This is a genomic window from Hyphobacterium sp. CCMP332, assembly GCA_014323545.1.
In the GTDB taxonomy this organism is placed as follows: domain Bacteria; phylum Bacteroidota; class Bacteroidia; order Cytophagales; family CCMP332; genus CCMP332.
Window position 1 is genome coordinate 2,978,653 of record CP058647.1, and the last position, 18,127, is coordinate 2,996,779.

Here is an 18,127-nt window from a genome sequence, read left to right on the forward strand (position 1 = left end):
AATCCTAACAAATGGATGTGATAACCGATACGGTTTACGAAAACTTTGAAAGAAGTTTTGATGAGTTTAAAAATGCTACTGACCTTACAAAGCAGGAAAAAGCTGCAAAACTTGCAAGTCAAATTGATATCCTGTCTTTATCGAGAAACGGTCTGACCTTTTTGTATAAAAAGAGTCTGGAACTTGAAAAAGAAGGTTTTTTCAATGGCACGGCATGGTCGGATCCGGAGAAACTGGTGCCTTTTTTGGTCAAAGGCACATTACTTAACGGGCACCCCGGTTCGAGTTTTGAAGTTCTATCTGAGCTAAGAATGCTGTATTATTTAAACGAAGAGCTTCCGGAGTCAGAGCAAAGGTTTTCAAAAGAAACGGCTCAGGATTATATGGAGGAGGTTATTGTTCATAATCTTGAATTTGCATTTAAAGAGATCAGTGAAGAAACCCGATCTCTTATGTCTGAAAGAGAGATTAAAAAAGCGATCAATCTTTTTGGTTTCCTACTTTCGGAAATTGAGATTAAGGGTATTTTTGAAAAATTGGCATTGGAAGTTAAACTGACTTGTGAGCAAAGGCCGATCGTTACACGTAAGGCCAGAGAACTGATTCGAATGCTGGATCGTCATTTTGAAGCTGACACAGAGCAGAATAATAATCATTTTATTAAAACCTATATAAATGCATTATATGCCCCATCAAAAGGAGCCAGAGAAAATAAAAGCCCGGATGATTATCAAAATTTTGTAGAAAACTGTAGCCGAAATACCCTTTACTCTGAAGCTGAGGAAATGGGAGAATACATGAACGCAACCGGTCTGGTTAGCAAATACCATGCAATGCTTCTTAAAAAACTGGTAAGCGACACCCCGGAATTGGTTCCTGTATTATTAGATTTAAATGATCAGGGCAAAGCCGAATGGGAGGAGTACAGATTGATGCTGAGCCAATTGATTATGGATATTATCCATCCGGAAAATTGTCAGTTTATTTATGGCCTTTCTGAAATGATGCGGAGAAATCTATTCGTAAGAAGAGTTGTTAGGGTCGGCTTGGAAAATCTCAGAAAAATTAAGATTAATCCACAGGTTGAAAAAAGAATTTTAAAATCAATTGTTAACCCAAGTCCCGGATTATCTGCCATACAATATTTGATGAGCGGAGTAATCAGGGTGCTGGGACAACCATTGGGAGTAGGTCAGGGAAACAATCCCACCTGCCAGTCTGCAAGGGGGATAAGTATGTGGAGCCAACACGCACCAGCGAAATTGATCGACATGATTATTACTGTTGCTACTCAAAATAATCTGTTAATTCGATTTGAAAATCACGATCTGGTTTCAAATCAGCTCGGAAAGGGCCTTTTAGAAAAGCTGGACTATAATCTGGACGTAGTTTCTGTAGTATTGGTCCCTCATCTTGACAAAATATATAACGAAATGATGCGCCGGTCATCCGGAAGAACGGAAGATCCTCACAAATGGGTAAACCCGTCGATGTACGGTCATTGGATTCAGGTTGGATTTGCATCCTGTTATGACTATTTAAGCAATTCCATAATGGATTTCAGTGGGTTTGTCCGAATTTTTTATGCGGCATTTCATCCCGATTATAATGGCAATCGCCATTTGGTTTATCCCAATCCCGTGGGAATCTTTATTACAAGTAATAAGGGAGACATGGTTGGGTTTCATGCAATTTCCATGTTAAGAGTTGAAAAAGACAAGGACGATCAAACAAGAGTTTATTTTTTAAATCCAAATAATGAAGGTCGGCAAAACTGGGGTCAGGAAATAAAACCTTCGGTATACGGTCATGGTGAAAAACACGGAGAGTCATCGCTACCTATTCAGGAATTTGCAGCCAGGGTGTATGCCTTTCACTACGATCCCTTAATTACCAATTCCTGGATTAGCAATGTGCCTGAGGAAGAGATAATAAAAGTAAAAACATTGGCTGAACAAAGCTGGGGTAAATCTTATATCTGGAGTCAACAAATTAAGTTATGGTAAGACACTCATCCCGAATAGAGCTGAGTCAATCTTCACTTACGAGTAATATTAATTTTCTTCGTAAGAAAATCGGTGAAAAGCCCATTATCTCATCGGTGGTAAAAGCCAATGCTTATGGCCATGGAATTCAACAATTTGTAAAAATGGCCGAAAAGGCCGGTGTTAATCATTTTGCTACTGCATCTGCTTTTGAAGCAGAAGAGGTATTGGAAGTGAAATCGGAAAAGAGTCAAATTATGATTATGGGTATTCTATATGAACAGGATATCAAATGGGCTATAGAAAATGACATTGAATTTTATGTATTCAATTATGATCGACTATTAAAAGTATTGGAATTTGCGAGGGAATTGAATATTCAGGCAAAAGTACATTTAGAGGTTGAAACGGGTGCCAACAGAACCGGATTGCCAGCCAAAGATTTTTCAAAAAGTCTTACTTTTCTCAAAAAACATTCAAAACATCTCGAATTTACCGGACTTTGCACTCATTTTGGCGGAGCTGAAAGTTTTTCAAATCAATTTAAAATTGAAAGTCAACACAAAAAATTTAAAGAGTTCTTAAGGGTATGTAAAAAAAGAAAAATAGTACCTAAACTAAGACATATCGCTTGTTCTGCTGCTGCATTGGCCTATAAGGAAACCGTTTATGACTTGGTAAGAATTGGGGTATCACAATACGGATTTTGGCCCAGCCCGGATATTTACTATGCTCATATTTCCGAAACCGGAAAAAAAGGAAGCGGAGCCCTTAAAAGAATTTTTACCTGGAAAACTGAAGTAATGGATGTCCGCGATGTTGAGATTGGTGAATTTGTAGGTTATGGAACAGCCTATCAGGCCACTCATAAAATGAAAATAGCGGTTATGCCTTTGGGGTATTCCAATGGCTATCCCAGAGCGCAATCAAACAGGGGCTTTGTTCTAATTCATGGAAAGAAAGCGCCAATTGTCGGTCTGATAAATATGAATCTTTTTATGGTTGACGTCACACATATTCCAAATGTTAAAGTTGATGATGAGGTAGTATTGGTTGGACGACAAAAAAATAACACCATCAATATCAGTTCTTTTACTCAGGTAACCCAACTTATAAACAATGAGATGCTCAGCAGATTACCTGCAGCTATTCCCAGAAAAATTGTAAAATAATTATTCTGAAAAATCAGCGAAAAACCATAGTGATCAAATATGGCGGCAATGCTATGATTAATGAAAAGGTTAAAAATTCAGTGATTTCAAATATTGCAGAATTACAAAACCTTGGATATAGAATAGTAATTGTTCATGGGGGGGGGCCATTTATTAAATCAATTCTCGACAAAGTCAAGATTGAGTCAAAGTTTGTTGCCGGCCACCGAAAAACGAGCAAGGAAGCTATTAAATATATAGAAATGACCCTAAGGGGAGAAGTAAATACGGAAATTGTAATGCTTCTCAATAATAAAGGAAGAAAGGCCATAGGTCTTTCCGGAAAAGATGCGGGACTGGCCATTGCCAAACGCAGATATCATGAGGAAAAAGGTAAAAAAATTGATATAGGACTCGTAGGAGATATTGAAAAAGTAGACCCCCAAATTTTATACGATTTACTTGAAAAAAATTATACGCCGGTTATTGCTTGCATAGCTGCAGATACAAAAGGCAATACTTATAATGTAAATGCGGATATGATGGCCGGTGCAATTGCCGGAGCCTTGAAAGCCGACGAATACATAGTCCTTACCGATACAGATGGCTTGAGAAAGGATAAAGACAAGGCCGAATCTTTGATCGAAATCATATCCTCAAAGGAGGTTCAAAGACTTTTTGGCTCAAGTATACAGGGAGGAATGATTCCGAAAATTGAATCATGTCAAATTGCATTAAAAAATGGTGCTGCAAAAGCAAGAATAATAAATGGGACTGAAATTGATATTTTATTAAAAGCACTCAATCAGAATTCAGTGACAGGGACGATAATTACAAAATAAATGACCTATTCTACAAAAGAACTACACGAAATAGACGCCAAGTATTACCTGCCTACCTTTAAAAGGTATCCCCTTGCATTTAAAAAAGGAAAAGGGTCCAGGTTATGGGATATGGAAGGTATTGAATACATTGATGCACTTGCCGGAATAGCAGTAAATAATGTTGGGCATTCACATCCCAAAGTTGTGCAAGCCATTTGTAATCAGTCGGCTAATCTAATTCATATATCCAATTTCTATTTAAGTGAAGCGCAGATGAATCTCGCAAAAACACTGGCTGAATTATCCGGACTTCAACGAGTGTTTTTTGGCAATAGCGGTGCAGAAGCCGCTGAAGGGGCCATAAAAATTGCAAGAAAATACGCTTACAAAAATGGGAGAGGTGGAACCATTATCACTATGAAAAATGCATTTCACGGCAGGACAATGGCCACAGTGGCGGCAACTGGAAAAAAAGCCATGATGAAGGGTTTTGACCCCATTCCAAATGGTTTCTGCCATGTTCCCTTTAATGATATTTCCATTCTCAGAGAAAAGGTTAACAAGGATACTGCAGCGATAATGCTAGAACCCATACAAGGTGAAGGTGGAATAAATCCAGCGGCTAAAAAGTTTTTAAAGGATTTACGTGAATTCTGCAATGAAAAAAACATTGTCCTGATTTTTGATGAAATACAATGCGGGATGGGAAGAACGGGAAAAATGTTCGCACATGAGCATTTTGATGTAAAACCGGATATAATGACGCTCGCAAAAGCTTTGGGAGGTGGAGTGCCTATTGGCGCGGTACTGGCTTCTGAAAAAGTGGGTACCAGCATAGATTGGGGAGATCACGGAACTACTTTTGGAGGTAACCCACTAGTATGTGCAGCGGCTTTAGCTACACTTCAGGTCATTAAAGATGAAAATTTGTTGGAGGAAGCTACGAGAAAAGGAGAATGGCTAAAATCCAAAATCGAAAATATCAAGAAAGACTATCCAGAGATAGTAGAAGTAAGAGGTTTGGGATTGATGATTGGGATAGAACTAAATATTGACTCAAAACCAATTGTAAACAAGATGATGAAACACAGAGTTTTAGCCAATGCCACAGCTGGAAATGTTATCAGGTTGGTACCCCCACTAAATATTTCTGGGGAGGATTTGGAAACTGTCTTAAAGGTATTACTTAAATCAATAGAGGAGGAAAGAGCATGAGAAGGATGAGAATAGGAATAGTTGGTGCCACAGGATTTACAGGTTCGGAACTCGTTCGTTTACTTATTAACCACCCCGAAGTAGAAATCACCGCTATAACTTCAGAAAGTAGAAAGGGAGAGGAATTTTCAGATGTCCATCCACAATTTCTTGGGTTAATAAACAATAAGCTCATCAGTATTAATGATCTGCCAAAGGATCTTGACATTGTTTTTTTGGCCTTGCCCCATGGTGTTTCTATGGACTTTGTAAAGGCGCATCATCAGGATTACAGGATCATTGACCTTTCCGGAGACTTTCGATTATCGGGAAAAAACGTTTACGAATATTGGTATAAAAAAGACCATGTATATGCAGATGGTTTTGCAAAAGCTGTATATGGCCTTCCGGAATTGTACAGGACTTCAATTAAAGTTGCGAAATTAGTTGCCAATCCAGGTTGTTTTCCTACGTCGGCAATATTAGCCCTGGCTCCATTATTTGCTAATCAACTTGTAAGTAAAAATCATATAATCATAGATTCTAAAACCGGAGTTACAGGTGCGGGGATAAAGGTCAGACCAAATACTCATTTTTCTATGGTCAATGACAATTTTACAGCCTATGGCATCAAATCACATCGACACAGCATAGAAATACAGGAAAAGCTTGAGGAACAGCAAAAAGGAGATTTATCCGTTCTTTTTACCCCGCATTTACTTCCTGTGGATCGTGGAATTTTATCGACATGTTATACCAAACCTAGGGAGAAAGTCGGGGATAAAACTTTAAATTCAATGTATTCAGCTTTCTATAAAGACGAACCTTTCATTCGTTTGAGAAAAAGTCTTCCAAATTTAAAAGAAGTCAGAGGAACCAATTTTGCCGATATTTTTGTCACATATGACGAAAGAACGGATACCATTATATCAGTGGCAACGATTGACAACCTTGTGAAGGGAGCTGCAGGTCAGGCAATACACAATATGAACATAATGCTGGGTTTTGAAGAAAAGCTCGGCTTGAATCAAATACCACTTCAACCATAAATTATATAAATTTTGGACATGATAAGGAATATAACGAACGTCAGAGGAATTAAATGCTGGGGAGCGCATACAGGAATTAAATCCATGCGTCGGGATCTTGCAATTATATACTCCGATGTTCCTGCAAAAGTAGCTGCAACATTTACTCAAAACATTGTACTTGCAGAACCGATAAAACTATCCAAACTGCATTTAAAAAAATCAGGAGGTAAGGCTCGAGCAATTGTTGTCAACGCCGGAAATGCCAATGCCGTAACTGGGGAGCAGGGAAAAGAAGGCGCAATTGCAATGGCGAAGGCCACCGCAGAAGAATTCAATATCAATATAGAAGATGTGCTTGTGGCTTCAACCGGAATAATTGGAAAACCCTTTCCGACTGAAGATGTGGTGAATGGAATTAAAGAGAATGTCAAGAATGTTTCAAAAAACTCCCGGGCAGGTTCTTTTGCTGCCAATGCCATTTTAACGACCGATACATTTGCCAAAGAGGGTTTCGTTGAATTTGAAATTGATGGTAATACCATTAATATCGGCGGAATTGCAAAAGGATCGGGTATGATTCACCCTAATATGGCGACAATGTTGGCATTTGCTTTTACCGATATCAATATTGAGCAAAAACTTTTGGAAAAAGCTTTTAAAGAAGCAGTCGATGATTCCTTCAATATGATAACTGTGGATGGAGATACTTCGACAAATGACATGGCATCGATAATGGCAAATGGCCTGGCCGACAACGATATGATCAATTCAGCCAATGACCCATATTACAAGTTGTTTAAGGAAAAACTGAATGAATTAATGGTGCATTTGGCTAAATTGATTATTTCTGATGGAGAAGGCGCCTCAAAATTCATAGAATATCAATTGACCGGTGCAAAAAATAAAAAAGATGCCAGAAAAATGGTAAGAGTCGTATCTGATTCATCGCTGGTAAAGACCGCAATTTTCGGGCGAGACCCTAATTGGGGAAGAATTTTAGCGGCTATGGGCAGGTCCGGCGTTAATTTTGATCCCTCAAGGGTTGATCTTTTCCTTGGAAATCAAGTCGAAGAAGTTCAAATGCTCGATTTTGGCAAACCTCTTGAATTTGATATCAATCGTTTAAAAAGAATCTTAAAGAAATCGGAAATTATAATTCAAATCAAACTCCGGGAAGGAAAAGCCAATGCAAGAGCATGGGGGACAGATCTCACTACTGACTATGTAATGTTCAATTCGATGTATACAACTTAATCTGTATTAAATTATATTTACATCGATTAAATGGAAGAGATTGAAGTACCAAGTGTTTTAGAAAAAATTCAATTAAAAGTCAATTCCTGGCTGGAAGGACTTATCGAAATGTTGCCAAACCTCTTTGTGGCAATTTTGATTGTACTTCTGTTTTATATTATAGGAAAATTTCTTCGTTCAGCGTTTAAACGGCTTTTTCAAAAGCTTTCGAATAACGTCGTAGTCATTAATCTATTTGCCAATATCTTTTACATGGCAATTATTATAATGGGATTCCTGATCGCATTAAATGTATTGCATCTTGAGCAAACGGTTACTTCAATTCTAGCCGGTGCAGGTATTTTAGGTATAGCGCTTGGCTTAGCTTTTCAGGATATTTCTACGAATTTCATATCCGGTATTATTATGGCATTTCGCAAACCCATTAAAGTGGGCGATATCATTGAAACGGAGCGCTTCATTGGACAAGTCGAAGAAATCAATTTGAGAGTTACCATTATAAAAACATTTCAGGGCTTGCATGTTCTAATTCCCAATAAAGACGTATTTCAGGCAGCAGTAACCAATTATACCAAAACCAATGAGAGGAGAGTAGATTTAGAAATTGGAGTGTCTTATGCTGAGGATCTTGAAAAAGTCAAAAACATTGCCATAGAGGCTATTGAAGCATTAAATATTAAGCTTAGGGATACTGATGTGGGGGTTTATTATAACAAATTTGATAACAGCTCAATAAATTTTACGTTGATGTTCTGGATTCACTATCCCGACCAGCAAGGTTTTTTGGATGCGCAAAGCAAAGCGATAATTGCAATTAAAAAAGCATTTGACAAAGATGGAATTACCATACCATTCCCAATTCGAACGCTGGATTTTGGGATCAAAGGCGGCTTACAAATTGGAGAAGTTGACCAGATCAATGTAGCAAATAAAACAAAGCAGTAGCTTTTATAATATTTAGTTAAATAAATTCATAAATGACATGTGGACAAAGTTTAACATTGCAATGGCTATTTATTCAAATAATTATGTTTTAGTATCCATTGGGCTTTGATATTTGTTCAAAATGAATCATTCGGAATCATTTAAAAATTGGCTTGAAACTAGATTGGCCGGTAATTTACCGGGAGAGGAAGCACAGTACAATCTGGCGCCGCTAAAAAGGAGAGAAGAGGTGAAGTTTGCTTTCAATAAAAGTCAGGAACCGCGCATTAGTAGTGTAATGCTGATATTATATCCGGAAAATGACCTTAGCCATGTTCCTATGATTGTAAGGAATGAATACAGGGGTGTCCACAGCGGTCAGGTAGCCTTGCCCGGTGGAAAATACGAAGAAAACGATGAGAACATCTTGCAAACAGCCATTCGCGAAACATTTGAAGAAATAAACGTTAAAATTGACCAGAATCAAATTATTGGTAGATTAAGTCATCTTTTTGTTCCAGTCAGCAATTTTATTATTCATCCATTTGTAGCCTGGTTAGATTATAAACCCCAATTTGTGCCGGATCCATCTGAAGTTCAGGAGGTACTTAGAGTCCCTCTAAACTATTTGTCAAACCCGAAAAATGTCAAATCAAAATCAATATACACGGCCAATGGTTACCAAATTAATGCGCCCGGCATTCCGATTGAGGAGCAATTTCTTTGGGGGGCAACTGCGATGTTAATGTCTGAATTTTTTAGTATTGTCCAGGAATACAAAGCCATAGACTGATTTTCCAGGATTGCCCAATCATTTAAAACGTTCTATATTTGAATTGCAGGCATTGCTAAGCCTTTTTTATGAGGAATTTCTCAAAATTCTTATTTTTTACATTTCTCCTGCTTCTATTAAGCGCTACTTTTTCGTGCCGAAAAAAAATGGTGTGTCCGGCTTATAACAGCGCTTTTATATTAGGGGAAAATGAACAATTTCAGTTTATATCACAATTTACAGATGATTCTATTCCGGAGATAAAGGAAAACCTGAGATCTTTCATGAATAAGAATGAATTTGGAATTGTAGTGGATGTAAAAAAGAAGAAAAAATGGAAATTGCTCGAATTCGTTCCGGCAGAAATGGTCTTACCACTCATTGATTCCACTCTACTTGACAGCACAGGCCAATTGAAACAACCGGGCTATAACAGGGAAATGATTGTTTACAATCGAAAATTTGGAGACCTATTGGTATTTAAAGAGCCTGTAAAACAAGACAGCACAACTGTCGATCAAAAAGGACGTAAGAAGAAAAAGAAAAAAGATAAAGAAGAAGAGGAACTAGAAGAATTGGATCCGGACGACCCCGACTTTGACCCTTGGTCTACCGGTGATGATGCCAACTGGTAGATTATTAAAAAATATGAAAAAACTCAAAATTTTTTGTTTTCTGTTAATGCCAATGGGCCTTTTTGCGCAAGATATTTCTGTTAGCGCAAAGCTTCTTACAGTATATCAATTGGTGGGACAGGAAAAATACAAGGAAGCGCTAAAAGAAATTGATGAAGTCATTGAATTGGATAAAAACCAGATCAATGCTTACATTTTCGGGGGCCTCTGTCATAAAAGTTTGAGACATTACGATTCTGCCGATTTATATTTTTATAAAGCCCTTGAAATCAAACCCCAAAACATAGATGTGCATTTTTTAAAAGCCGAAAATTTTTTTGAGGCGGGAAAATTAGAAGAGTCCTCAATGGAGGTTGAAAAAGCGCTGTATTACGACAATAATTATTATAAAGCACATATTCTTAAGGCAAGAATATATCATAAAAAAGGTGATTTTATTAAAGCAGAGCAAACACTTTTGATGGTCATGAACAAACAGCTCTACAATCTTGAATCAAGAGAATTATTGGCAGATATATATTTGGAATTACAAGATACGGCCCTTGCACTCAATGTAATTTCACAGGCCCTAATGATAAACCCACTAATTGAAAAAAATTTAAAATTCAGAATAGAATTATTAAATGATCTTGGGATTTACAAGGCGCTTCTTAATGACCTCAATGCGTATATCCCTTTGGTAAATAATGATCCTGACATGTACTTTATGAGGGCACAGACCTATTTACATACAGGCGATACCATATCAGCGCTCAGAGATTTAAACGAGGTCTTGCATTACAATGAAAATCATGCTGAGGCCTATTATTACAGAGCCATTGTGCGTAATTCGCTTTTTGACAGGGAAGGGGCTTGCGAAGATCTAAAAAAAGCAAGAGAAAGAAGATACATGCCTAATCCTGAATTAATCAGTACTTTTTGCTCTGAATAATCTATTGATAACTACATAATTGCTCAGTGAGATTAAAATTGATTTGATAAGCAAACCTGGAAGAAGCCAAAATGCATTCTCTGCAATTTTTGCAATAGGTGCTTGATTTTGAATCAAAACCCATGAAAATCCGATTACTACCAGCACGATTTGAGCTATTAGTGAATCAATAAAAATTTTAATGGAGTTGTTTTTGTGTTTGTTCACGAGCCATGAAAAAAACCACGCGAATAGTGGGAATGCATATAGAAAACCTGCACTGATGGAGAATAAATATGCATATCCGGAATTATATCCCGAAAAGACTGGCATTCCTAAGGCTCCGATAATCAGATAAAGAAGTAATAACATGAATGACGTGAGGGGTCTCATGAATAAAGCCAATAGCATAATAAAATAACTTTGAAGACTAATATCAATGAATCCAATAGAAAATGAAATTGGCCCCAGAGTGCATAAAAAAATAAAGCAAGTAGCTGCTATTAGAAGGCTGAAATAGGCCCCGGAGCCTTTAATAAAAAAATGCTTGTGTAAGAGATACAAATAGTTTGGTTTAAAATTTGAAAATTATGATTTTTGGCAAATATCAATAAATATATGATCGAGCAATTCAAAGAACTAAGTGAAGAAGAAATCAGCTTGTTGTTAAAAGCTCCGGCAATGGTATCAGTATTAATAGCTGGTGCAGATGGTAAAATAGACAACAAAGAGAAAAGTGTAGCAATTTCATTAGCAAAGCTCAAAACCTACAGAGCAAGACAAATACTGATAGATTATTATAATGAGGTTCATAAGGACTTTGAAACCCACATGAACAATCTCATTCAAAACCTTCCTGATGATCATAAGGAAAGAAACAGACTAATTGAGGAAGAGCTTCAAAATCTTAACCCAATTCTTGAAAAGGTTGATAAAAAATTTGCTATAAACTTTTATGAAAGCATGAAGAGCTTTGCCAGACAAGTAGCCGAAGCCTCCGGAGGTATATTAAACATGCTTAGTATCAGTGTGGAAGAAAGTAAATTAATTGATCTGAAAATGATCAAGAATCCTGAAAAATAATTAAGCCTTCCTGATATTCATTATACAAATAATTGAGCTAAGTTTTCCTTTAGAACTTATTTCTTGCTTAATTAGAATTAATGATTTTTTCCAGTCATTTTAATAAGAGTACAAGCATCCCACTGCGTTTTGTGCTCTTGCTCTTTGCTGTTTATTTCTCTGAAATTCTTATGAAAATAGACCTGGGATTTCTAGGCATATATCCAAGAGAATTTAGCGGCCTAATTGGTATTCTTACTGCGCCGGTAATTCACGGCAACTATATACACCTTATTTCAAATGCACTCCCAATTTTAATCCTGGGAACAGTTTTGTTCTATTTTTATGATAGAATCGCAATTCCGGTATTTATCATTTGTTATTTCATGACAGGTATTTTGGTATGGGTATTTGCCAAACCTAATTATCATATAGGTGCCAGCGGCTTGATATATGGAATAGCATTATTCTTAATGACTTTTGGTATATTCAGGAAAGATCTAACCTCAATTTTAATCTCTTTGATAGTTGCATTTTTTTATGGTGGAATTATCTATGGTGTATTCCCAAGTCAGGTTGGTATTTCCTGGGAGAGTCATTTTTTTGGAGCTTTAATGGGGCTTGTGTCAGCATCCTATTTCTCGCGTTATAAAAAAGTTAGTTCTTATTATTAGGACATATTGTCACCAATTTCAGGCTAAATTACAGTAATTGTATACACTCTTTTGCACGTGTTTACATTTGTATCTTATTGTATTGTAAAATATTTATAATCAATAATATATGATAATGTATTTAAACTGATACCCTAATAATTATCAATAATAATAATGATATAAATGTTCTCTTTTAAATGTATTGTATACATTTGTTAACATGGATGCTATAGTTGTTAAAATTAAATCCTTGCTGGAAACAAAAAAATTAAGCGCTTCTGAATTTGCAGATTTAATTGGAGTGAAACGCGCCAATGTTTCACATGTTCTTTCAGGTAGAAACAAACCAAGTTTGGACTTTGTAATAAAGCTTTGTGAGTCTTTTGAGGAGATAGATTTAAACGCTCTCCTATTGAATAAAAATAGTCGCTTACAAAATGATGCGAATGAAATTGAATCAAGTGAAAATGTTATTATAAAAAAAAATGATTTATACGAACATTCCCTATCTCAATTAGATAATAATTCCGAGATTGAAAGAATTGTTATATTTTTCAAAAACGGATCATTTAAAGATTATGGAAACCATGAAACTACCTGAATTTTATAACCCTTATGTAAGCTTATTTAAAAATGAAGATTGTAGGGAGGTTTTAAATATAGAGTATAAAATATCTTTAAAGTTCTATAAAAATATTAATAAAAAAGATTCACTTTTTAAGTACAGCCCAGACAAATGGTCTATTCGGGAATTGCTGGGACATATATGTGATTCTGAACAAATTTTTGCTTTTCGCCTTTTATCAATTTTGAGAAATGAAAAGAATCCATTACCTGGATTTGATCACAATGCCTATGTTTCAAATGCAGATTTTAATTCTCAGGAATGGGAGGACTTAATAAAGCGTTATGATTTTTTACGTAGAAATACAATACATCTTTGCAATGAGATAAAAAAAGAAGATTATTCTAAATTCGGGAATGCCAATGGAAATGATATTTCAATTGATGCTCTGGTATTTGTTATTGCCGGACATGAAAAACATCACAGAAATGTGATTAAAGAAAAGTATCTGAATTAGAAACTTATATTCATTCCTTCCCAGATGAAATAACCATATACTACAAACCTTAAAATCCTAAAAGCGGCAAAACGCAAATACATTCTAAAACTGTAGGAAAAACTTCCCGAGATCATACTTATTAATGCAAAAGGCAAAGGAGTGACTGCTGCGATCAATATTAAAATACCTCCATATCTTCTATAGGTTCTACTGTAATTATAATAGGACTCACTTTTCTTAAAATGACGGAATATGGCCGTATTGGAAAAAAAACGACCAATAAAATAGGCAATTATGCCACCAGCGTATGAGAGAACGGTTAAAAGCATAATTACCTCCATGTAATAGATCACACCTTGATCCAATGCCCAAACCATAAATATTTCAGGAGGAATAATTCCGAAAATAACTTCAGAAGCAAAAAAAATACTGTAAACCAGAAATGGCCTTTCTCTTAGTGGTGTGAGCCAGTTTTTGATGTCATCGGGCAGATATTTGGCACCAAGCCAAAGAACCAAAAGAATTATAGCAAACCATATGATCCCTTGTAAGAGATTTTTAGTAAAAAATTTAAAAGCTTCTTTTTTTCTTCGACTCACCTTCTTATTGATATGAAAATTTCAAATTGATAAATATTTGAGCAATTTGGCTAAGTTTTTTAAAACAAGGATTTTTTTAACCGTGGAAATTAAATTTGACAATAAGAAAAATGCATTATAAAATATTTTGTTTTAGCCTATTCATTTTACTTTCATGTACCAGGGATAAAAATAAACCCTATGAGAATGTCAATATAATCCGCGATGAAAAGGAAAAAAAACCAAAAGTCAAACAAGAACTGAAAATTCCTAGCACTTTTGCCAAAAGTTCTATGATTTTAATTGAGTTAAGTCAAAGTGACCTTGAGATTAATTCATGGGACAAGGACAGTGTTTTGATAAATAAAGTTTTTCCTGAGATGGGGAATAAAAATTCCGAAGTCTATCAGGGTAATAATCAAATAGTTATTCGCGAAAAATCAATCATTAAGAATCAAAAAGGTAATACCTGGAAGATAAATGTTCCAAAAATTATAAACCTTACAATCAGGTCTGAAAATGGGAGTGTTAGTATAAAAAACGTCAGCGGCACTTTTAATATTAATTGTACAACAGGAGATATTGATATAGAAAATTCAAGTACGGCACTTCAGGCTCTGAGTCAATCCGGAGATATTAATTTAACCGACTGGGAGCTTATGGGACGATCAAAAATTAGTACAAGTTCGGGAAAACTGTCAATTGATGCCAAGAATGAACTTGCCTATCAGATGAGCGCGCATACAGGTACCGATACATTGTCAATATCGCTCAATGGATATCCATTAAAAATGAATTTAGAAATATTAACCTTTCAGGGTGGTGGAAAGGTTTATTGTGATTTTACAACTTCCGGTATCGAAGAGTTTTATTCTGATGCTTTAAACAAGTATTATGACCTTAGAAAAGTTCAATTGAATGATTCTTATCCCAGTTCTTCGATAAGCACTGGTAACGGTACAATTATTATAAGGAGATAAAAAGTAAAAGAAATGTAATGCAATTATATTGGCTTTGCTATTTTAGCATCAATCTTTAGAAAATCTAAATGAGCGAAAAACTTCTCGAAGCTTTATTACAATTGTTTGCACTCGTCGCCAAAGTTGATGGTGTTAAGGTGGAAGAGCGTCAGGTAATCAAAGATTTTCTAAAAGAACAGATCAACGCCGATGAGGCAGAACTGTATATTAAAATATTTGATGAGTATGCGGGAAAGGACATTAAAACATCGGATACCACTAAAACTCTAAAGATTTGTAATCAGGTCAATCAGGAGATGACACAGCAACAGAAAATTGTCATCATTTACAGATTGCTCGAATTGATATTGGCAGATAAAGTCATCTCTGCTTCAGAAAATGATTTTATTTTAACCGTTGCAAGCTCTTTTAATATAGAAGAAGCACTTTTCAACGACATGAAATCTTTTGTCGTGGAAGATGATTTGCGCAATTTAAATCAGGCCAATCTGATTATCATTGACGGGATTAAGAAAAGCCCAGATAACAGCCAAAAGCACATATACGAAGCTTATTTCCCGGGTCAAATGGGCGTTTTTAGAATCCCAGAGCTTGAAATGTATATAGCAAAATACCTGGGGGATAAAGAGCTCTATTTGAATGGTATACCCTTAAAAAACAACAGGATATATAACTTTCCGACAGGTAGCAATATAAGATCCGGTAAAACTCAACCGATCTATTACAGTGATGTTGTTTCTGTATTCTTAAAAGATCAGCATACCTCTCATATATCCTATGAAGCGAGAGATGTTCTGTATACATTTCCCGGTGGTAAAATAGGTCTTCAGGATATAAATATTCGAGAAGTTTCAGGTAAACTCATAGGTATTATGGGTGCAAGTGGATCCGGAAAATCAACTTTAATGAATGTTTTGAATGGCACTGCTGAGCCTTCAGACGGAATAATATTAATAAACGGTATTGATCTCTACAAAGAACAGCATAAAACAGAGGGAATGATTGGATTTGTACCTCAGGATGACCTCCTGATCGAAGATCTAACCGTTTACCAAAATCTGTATTATGCGGCCAAGCTCTGTTTTAAAGACTATAATGATGAGCAAATAGATGAACTGGTATTAAGTACTTTGGGTAGATTGGGTTTGCAGGAAACAAAAGACCTAAAAGTTGGTAGCCCATTGAAAAAAACCATTTCCGGTGGTCAGAGAAAACGTCTAAATATCGGTCTTGAGCTTTTGAGGGAACCTTCAATTTTGTTCGTCGATGAGCCAACCTCAGGTCTTTCCTCCAGAGATTCTGAAAATATAATGGATTTGCTAAAAGAACTATCTCTTAGAGGTAAACTGATCTTTGTAGTAATTCATCAGCCCTCCTCAGATATTTTCAAAATGTTTGATCGCCTTTTCATTTTAGACGTAGGGGGTTATCCCGTTTATTACGGCAACCCTGTGGAAGGTGTGGTCTATTTCAAAAAGCAAACAAATCAAATCAACAGCGACCAGGGAGAATGCTCAGAATGCGGAAATGTTAATCCCGAACAGATTTTTAATATTCTGGAGACCAGAATAGTTGATGAATATGGAAAAATTACCAATAAAAGAAAATTAAGTCCCGAGAAGTGGTATAATGTCTATCAGGAAAATATTGACTTACCTGAAATCGAACATTATGACGAAAAACCGGAAGGCACCTTAAAAAAACCCAATGTATTTTCACAATGGTGGATATTCCTGACAAGGGATTTTCTCTCAAAAATCAGCAATACCCAATATCTTGCCATAAATCTGCTTGAAGCACCTTTTTTAGCCTTCTTATTGGCTTATATCGTAAGATATTATACTCAAAGTGAAACCAATGAATTTGGATATCTATTTGGAAAAAACGTCAATATTCCGGCTTATATATTCATGGCGGTCATAGTCGCTTTATTTATGGGGCTAACGGTGAGTGCCGAAGAAATTATAAGAGATCGAAAAATTCTCAAAAGAGAGGTATTTTTAAAGTTAAGCCGAGCGAGTTATTTATTATCAAAGACGGCATTGCTTTTTTCATTGTCAGCAATTCAGACTGTATTTTTTGTATTTATTGGTAATTATATTCTTGGAATTCAGGGGCTTAGCTACGAATATTGGCTCGTATTATTTACCGTTTCGTGTTTTGCAAATATGCTGGGTTTAAATATCTCATCAGCATTCAATTCAGCAGTAACCGTTTATATTTTGATACCGATTTTGCTAATTCCTCAGCTGATGCTGGGAGGTGTATTGGTAAAATTTGATGAAATAAATCCCAATTTAACAGCCTTGGATAAAGTGCCACTTTTTGGTGAGGTAATGGCATCCAGATGGGCTTTTGAAGCATTAAGTGTTAATCAGTTTAAGAACAATGAATTTGAAAAGGACTTTTATCTTTATGACAGGGTCATCGCTGATTCGGAATTTAAAACTTCATTTCTTATTCCGGAATTAATAAACAAAGCAGATTATACGCTTCAGTTTCTAAGTTCGAAGGATCCGAAAGTTCAGGAAAGATTATCCTACAATGTACGTTTGATAAAGAATGAAATAGAAAAGCTCTTAAAGAATTACGACAAACTCGAATTTCCTGAAATAGAACGTCTTGATTCAGATTATATTCAAAGAGATGCCTTGGAAGACGTTATTGACTATTTGGATTATCTCAATTTATATTTTTCCAAGGTCAATCAAAATGCCATGTCGGAAAAAGACAAAATCGTTGCTGAAATGACCAAGACAGAAGAAGATGAAAAGGCTTTCAGAATGAAACAATATTTGTATCACAACGACCAGTTGCAAAAACTTGTGACTAATAGTACCAGCCTGGTGCGATTCGTTGAGACTGAAGAACAAATAATACAGGAGGTAAACCCAATTTACAAAAGACCCAATATTCCCGATAGTCCAATAAGTTTTAGAACCCATTTTTACGCGCCTGAAAAGTATTTTATGGGTAAATTTTACAATACATTACCATTTAATGTTGTCCTAATATGGGTAATGACAATTTTACTCTTCGTTCTTCTTTATTTTGATGTTTTGAGAAAATTGGTGGATTATTTCGGCAATCTTTCAAAATATCGATAA

General features: G+C 35.8%; 18 protein-coding genes. 16 read left to right on the forward strand and 2 right to left on the reverse strand.

The window, feature by feature from the left end; genetic code table 11:
* Positions 1–11 precede the first annotated feature (11 nt).
* The 10 genes from HZR84_13110 (at position 12) to HZR84_13155 (ending at position 10,701) form a co-directional block, all read left to right on the forward strand.
* Positions 12–2,006 carry a hypothetical protein gene (locus HZR84_13110; protein ID QNL22836.1) on the forward strand — a complete coding sequence of 665 codons (1,995 nt, stop codon included), beginning with the start codon at positions 12–14 and terminating at the stop codon, positions 2,004–2,006.
* On the forward strand, positions 2,000–3,157 hold the full coding sequence (alr, locus tag HZR84_13115; protein ID QNL22837.1) for an alanine racemase: 1,158 nt from the start codon (positions 2,000–2,002) through the stop codon (positions 3,155–3,157). The genes HZR84_13110 and alr overlap by 7 nt, the downstream gene beginning before the upstream one ends.
* A 53-nt stretch (positions 3,158–3,210) precedes the next feature.
* A complete protein-coding gene (gene argB, locus HZR84_13120; GenBank protein QNL22838.1) occupies positions 3,211–3,978 on the forward strand; it encodes an acetylglutamate kinase in 768 nt (255 codons plus the stop codon).
* Positions 3,979–5,175 carry an aspartate aminotransferase family protein gene (locus HZR84_13125; protein ID QNL22839.1) on the forward strand — a complete coding sequence of 399 codons (1,197 nt, stop codon included), beginning with the start codon at positions 3,979–3,981 and terminating at the stop codon, positions 5,173–5,175.
* Positions 5,172–6,203 (forward strand): N-acetyl-gamma-glutamyl-phosphate reductase, encoded by a 1,032-nt coding sequence (locus tag HZR84_13130; protein ID QNL22840.1) that lies wholly within the window; start codon positions 5,172–5,174, stop codon positions 6,201–6,203. Before HZR84_13125 ends, HZR84_13130 begins: the two co-directional genes overlap by 4 nt.
* Positions 6,204–6,221: 18 nt before the next feature.
* Positions 6,222–7,439 carry a bifunctional glutamate N-acetyltransferase/amino-acid acetyltransferase ArgJ gene (argJ, locus tag HZR84_13135; GenBank protein ID QNL22841.1) on the forward strand — a complete coding sequence of 406 codons (1,218 nt, stop codon included), beginning with the start codon at positions 6,222–6,224 and terminating at the stop codon, positions 7,437–7,439.
* Between the two features lie 30 nt (positions 7,440–7,469).
* A complete protein-coding gene (locus tag HZR84_13140; protein QNL22842.1) occupies positions 7,470–8,384 on the forward strand; it encodes a mechanosensitive ion channel in 915 nt (304 codons plus the stop codon).
* A gap of 121 nt (positions 8,385–8,505) precedes the next feature.
* Positions 8,506–9,156, forward strand: coding sequence for a CoA pyrophosphatase (locus tag HZR84_13145; GenBank protein QNL22843.1), 651 nt, complete (start codon positions 8,506–8,508; stop codon positions 9,154–9,156).
* Between the two features lie 146 nt (positions 9,157–9,302).
* Positions 9,303–9,770 (forward strand): hypothetical protein, encoded by a 468-nt coding sequence (locus HZR84_13150; GenBank protein ID QNL22844.1) that lies wholly within the window; start codon positions 9,303–9,305, stop codon positions 9,768–9,770.
* A gap of 13 nt (positions 9,771–9,783) precedes the next feature.
* On the forward strand, positions 9,784–10,701 hold the full coding sequence (locus tag HZR84_13155; protein ID QNL22845.1) for a hypothetical protein: 918 nt from the start codon (positions 9,784–9,786) through the stop codon (positions 10,699–10,701).
* On the opposite strand, the gene HZR84_13160 is transcribed toward HZR84_13155, so the two are convergent.
* Positions 10,675–11,091: a biotin transporter BioY gene (locus HZR84_13160; GenBank protein ID QNL22846.1), complete on the reverse strand. Its 417-nt coding sequence runs from the start codon at positions 11,089–11,091 to the stop codon at positions 10,675–10,677. The genes HZR84_13155 and HZR84_13160 overlap by 27 nt on opposite strands.
* Positions 11,092–11,298: 207 nt before the next feature.
* Here HZR84_13160 and HZR84_13165 point away from each other — a divergent pair, with 207 nt between their 5' ends.
* The 4 genes from HZR84_13165 (at position 11,299) to HZR84_13180 (ending at position 13,480) form a co-directional block, all read left to right on the forward strand.
* Complete coding sequence (locus HZR84_13165) at positions 11,299–11,763, forward strand: hypothetical protein (GenBank protein ID QNL23268.1); 465 nt, start codon at positions 11,299–11,301, stop codon at positions 11,761–11,763.
* Between the two features lie 80 nt (positions 11,764–11,843).
* Positions 11,844–12,416 carry a rhomboid family intramembrane serine protease gene (locus tag HZR84_13170; GenBank protein ID QNL22847.1) on the forward strand — a complete coding sequence of 191 codons (573 nt, stop codon included), beginning with the start codon at positions 11,844–11,846 and terminating at the stop codon, positions 12,414–12,416.
* A gap of 202 nt (positions 12,417–12,618) precedes the next feature.
* Entirely contained in the window at positions 12,619–12,999 is a 381-nt protein-coding gene (locus tag HZR84_13175; protein ID QNL22848.1) for a helix-turn-helix transcriptional regulator, read from the forward strand.
* A complete protein-coding gene (locus tag HZR84_13180; protein QNL22849.1) occupies positions 12,986–13,480 on the forward strand; it encodes a DinB family protein in 495 nt (164 codons plus the stop codon). Before HZR84_13175 ends, HZR84_13180 begins: the two co-directional genes overlap by 14 nt.
* On the opposite strand, the gene HZR84_13185 is transcribed toward HZR84_13180, so the two are convergent.
* Entirely contained in the window at positions 13,477–14,061 is a 585-nt protein-coding gene (locus HZR84_13185; protein QNL22850.1) for a VTT domain-containing protein, read from the reverse strand. The genes HZR84_13180 and HZR84_13185 overlap by 4 nt on opposite strands.
* A 110-nt stretch (positions 14,062–14,171) precedes the next feature.
* On the opposite strand from HZR84_13185, the gene HZR84_13190 reads away from it, so the two are divergent.
* Both HZR84_13190 and HZR84_13195 read left to right on the forward strand, forming a co-directional pair.
* Positions 14,172–15,020, forward strand: a complete 849-nt coding sequence (locus tag HZR84_13190) for a DUF4097 family beta strand repeat protein (protein ID QNL22851.1) — start codon at positions 14,172–14,174, stop codon at positions 15,018–15,020.
* A 68-nt stretch (positions 15,021–15,088) separates the two neighbouring features.
* Positions 15,089–18,127, forward strand: a complete 3,039-nt coding sequence (locus HZR84_13195) for an ATP-binding cassette domain-containing protein (GenBank protein ID QNL22852.1) — start codon at positions 15,089–15,091, stop codon at positions 18,125–18,127.

Bases quoted from the DNA above. Each gene is read 5' to 3' on its own strand.
- HZR84_13110 (QNL22836.1), top strand. From the start codon at position 12: ATGGATGTGATAACCGATACGGTTTACGAAAACTTTGAAAGAAGTTTT.
- alr (QNL22837.1), top strand. From the start codon at position 2,000: ATGGTAAGACACTCATCCCGAATAGAGCTGAGTCAATCTTCACTTACG.
- argB (QNL22838.1), top strand. From the start codon at position 3,211: ATGATTAATGAAAAGGTTAAAAATTCAGTGATTTCAAATATTGCAGAA.
- HZR84_13125 (QNL22839.1), top strand. From the start codon at position 3,979: ATGACCTATTCTACAAAAGAACTACACGAAATAGACGCCAAGTATTAC.
- HZR84_13130 (QNL22840.1), top strand. From the start codon at position 5,172: ATGAGAAGGATGAGAATAGGAATAGTTGGTGCCACAGGATTTACAGGT.
- argJ (QNL22841.1), top strand. From the start codon at position 6,222: ATGATAAGGAATATAACGAACGTCAGAGGAATTAAATGCTGGGGAGCG.
- HZR84_13140 (QNL22842.1), top strand. From the start codon at position 7,470: ATGGAAGAGATTGAAGTACCAAGTGTTTTAGAAAAAATTCAATTAAAA.
- HZR84_13145 (QNL22843.1), top strand. From the start codon at position 8,506: ATGAATCATTCGGAATCATTTAAAAATTGGCTTGAAACTAGATTGGCC.
- HZR84_13150 (QNL22844.1), top strand. From the start codon at position 9,303: ATGGTGTGTCCGGCTTATAACAGCGCTTTTATATTAGGGGAAAATGAA.
- HZR84_13155 (QNL22845.1), top strand. From the start codon at position 9,784: ATGAAAAAACTCAAAATTTTTTGTTTTCTGTTAATGCCAATGGGCCTT.
- HZR84_13160 (QNL22846.1), bottom strand. From the start codon at position 11,091: ATGCTATTGGCTTTATTCATGAGACCCCTCACGTCATTCATGTTATTA.
- HZR84_13165 (QNL23268.1), top strand. From the start codon at position 11,299: ATGATCGAGCAATTCAAAGAACTAAGTGAAGAAGAAATCAGCTTGTTG.
- HZR84_13170 (QNL22847.1), top strand. From the start codon at position 11,844: ATGATTTTTTCCAGTCATTTTAATAAGAGTACAAGCATCCCACTGCGT.
- HZR84_13175 (QNL22848.1), top strand. From the start codon at position 12,619: ATGGATGCTATAGTTGTTAAAATTAAATCCTTGCTGGAAACAAAAAAA.
- HZR84_13180 (QNL22849.1), top strand. From the start codon at position 12,986: ATGAAACTACCTGAATTTTATAACCCTTATGTAAGCTTATTTAAAAAT.
- HZR84_13190 (QNL22851.1), top strand. From the start codon at position 14,172: ATGCATTATAAAATATTTTGTTTTAGCCTATTCATTTTACTTTCATGT.
- HZR84_13195 (QNL22852.1), top strand. From the start codon at position 15,089: ATGAGCGAAAAACTTCTCGAAGCTTTATTACAATTGTTTGCACTCGTC.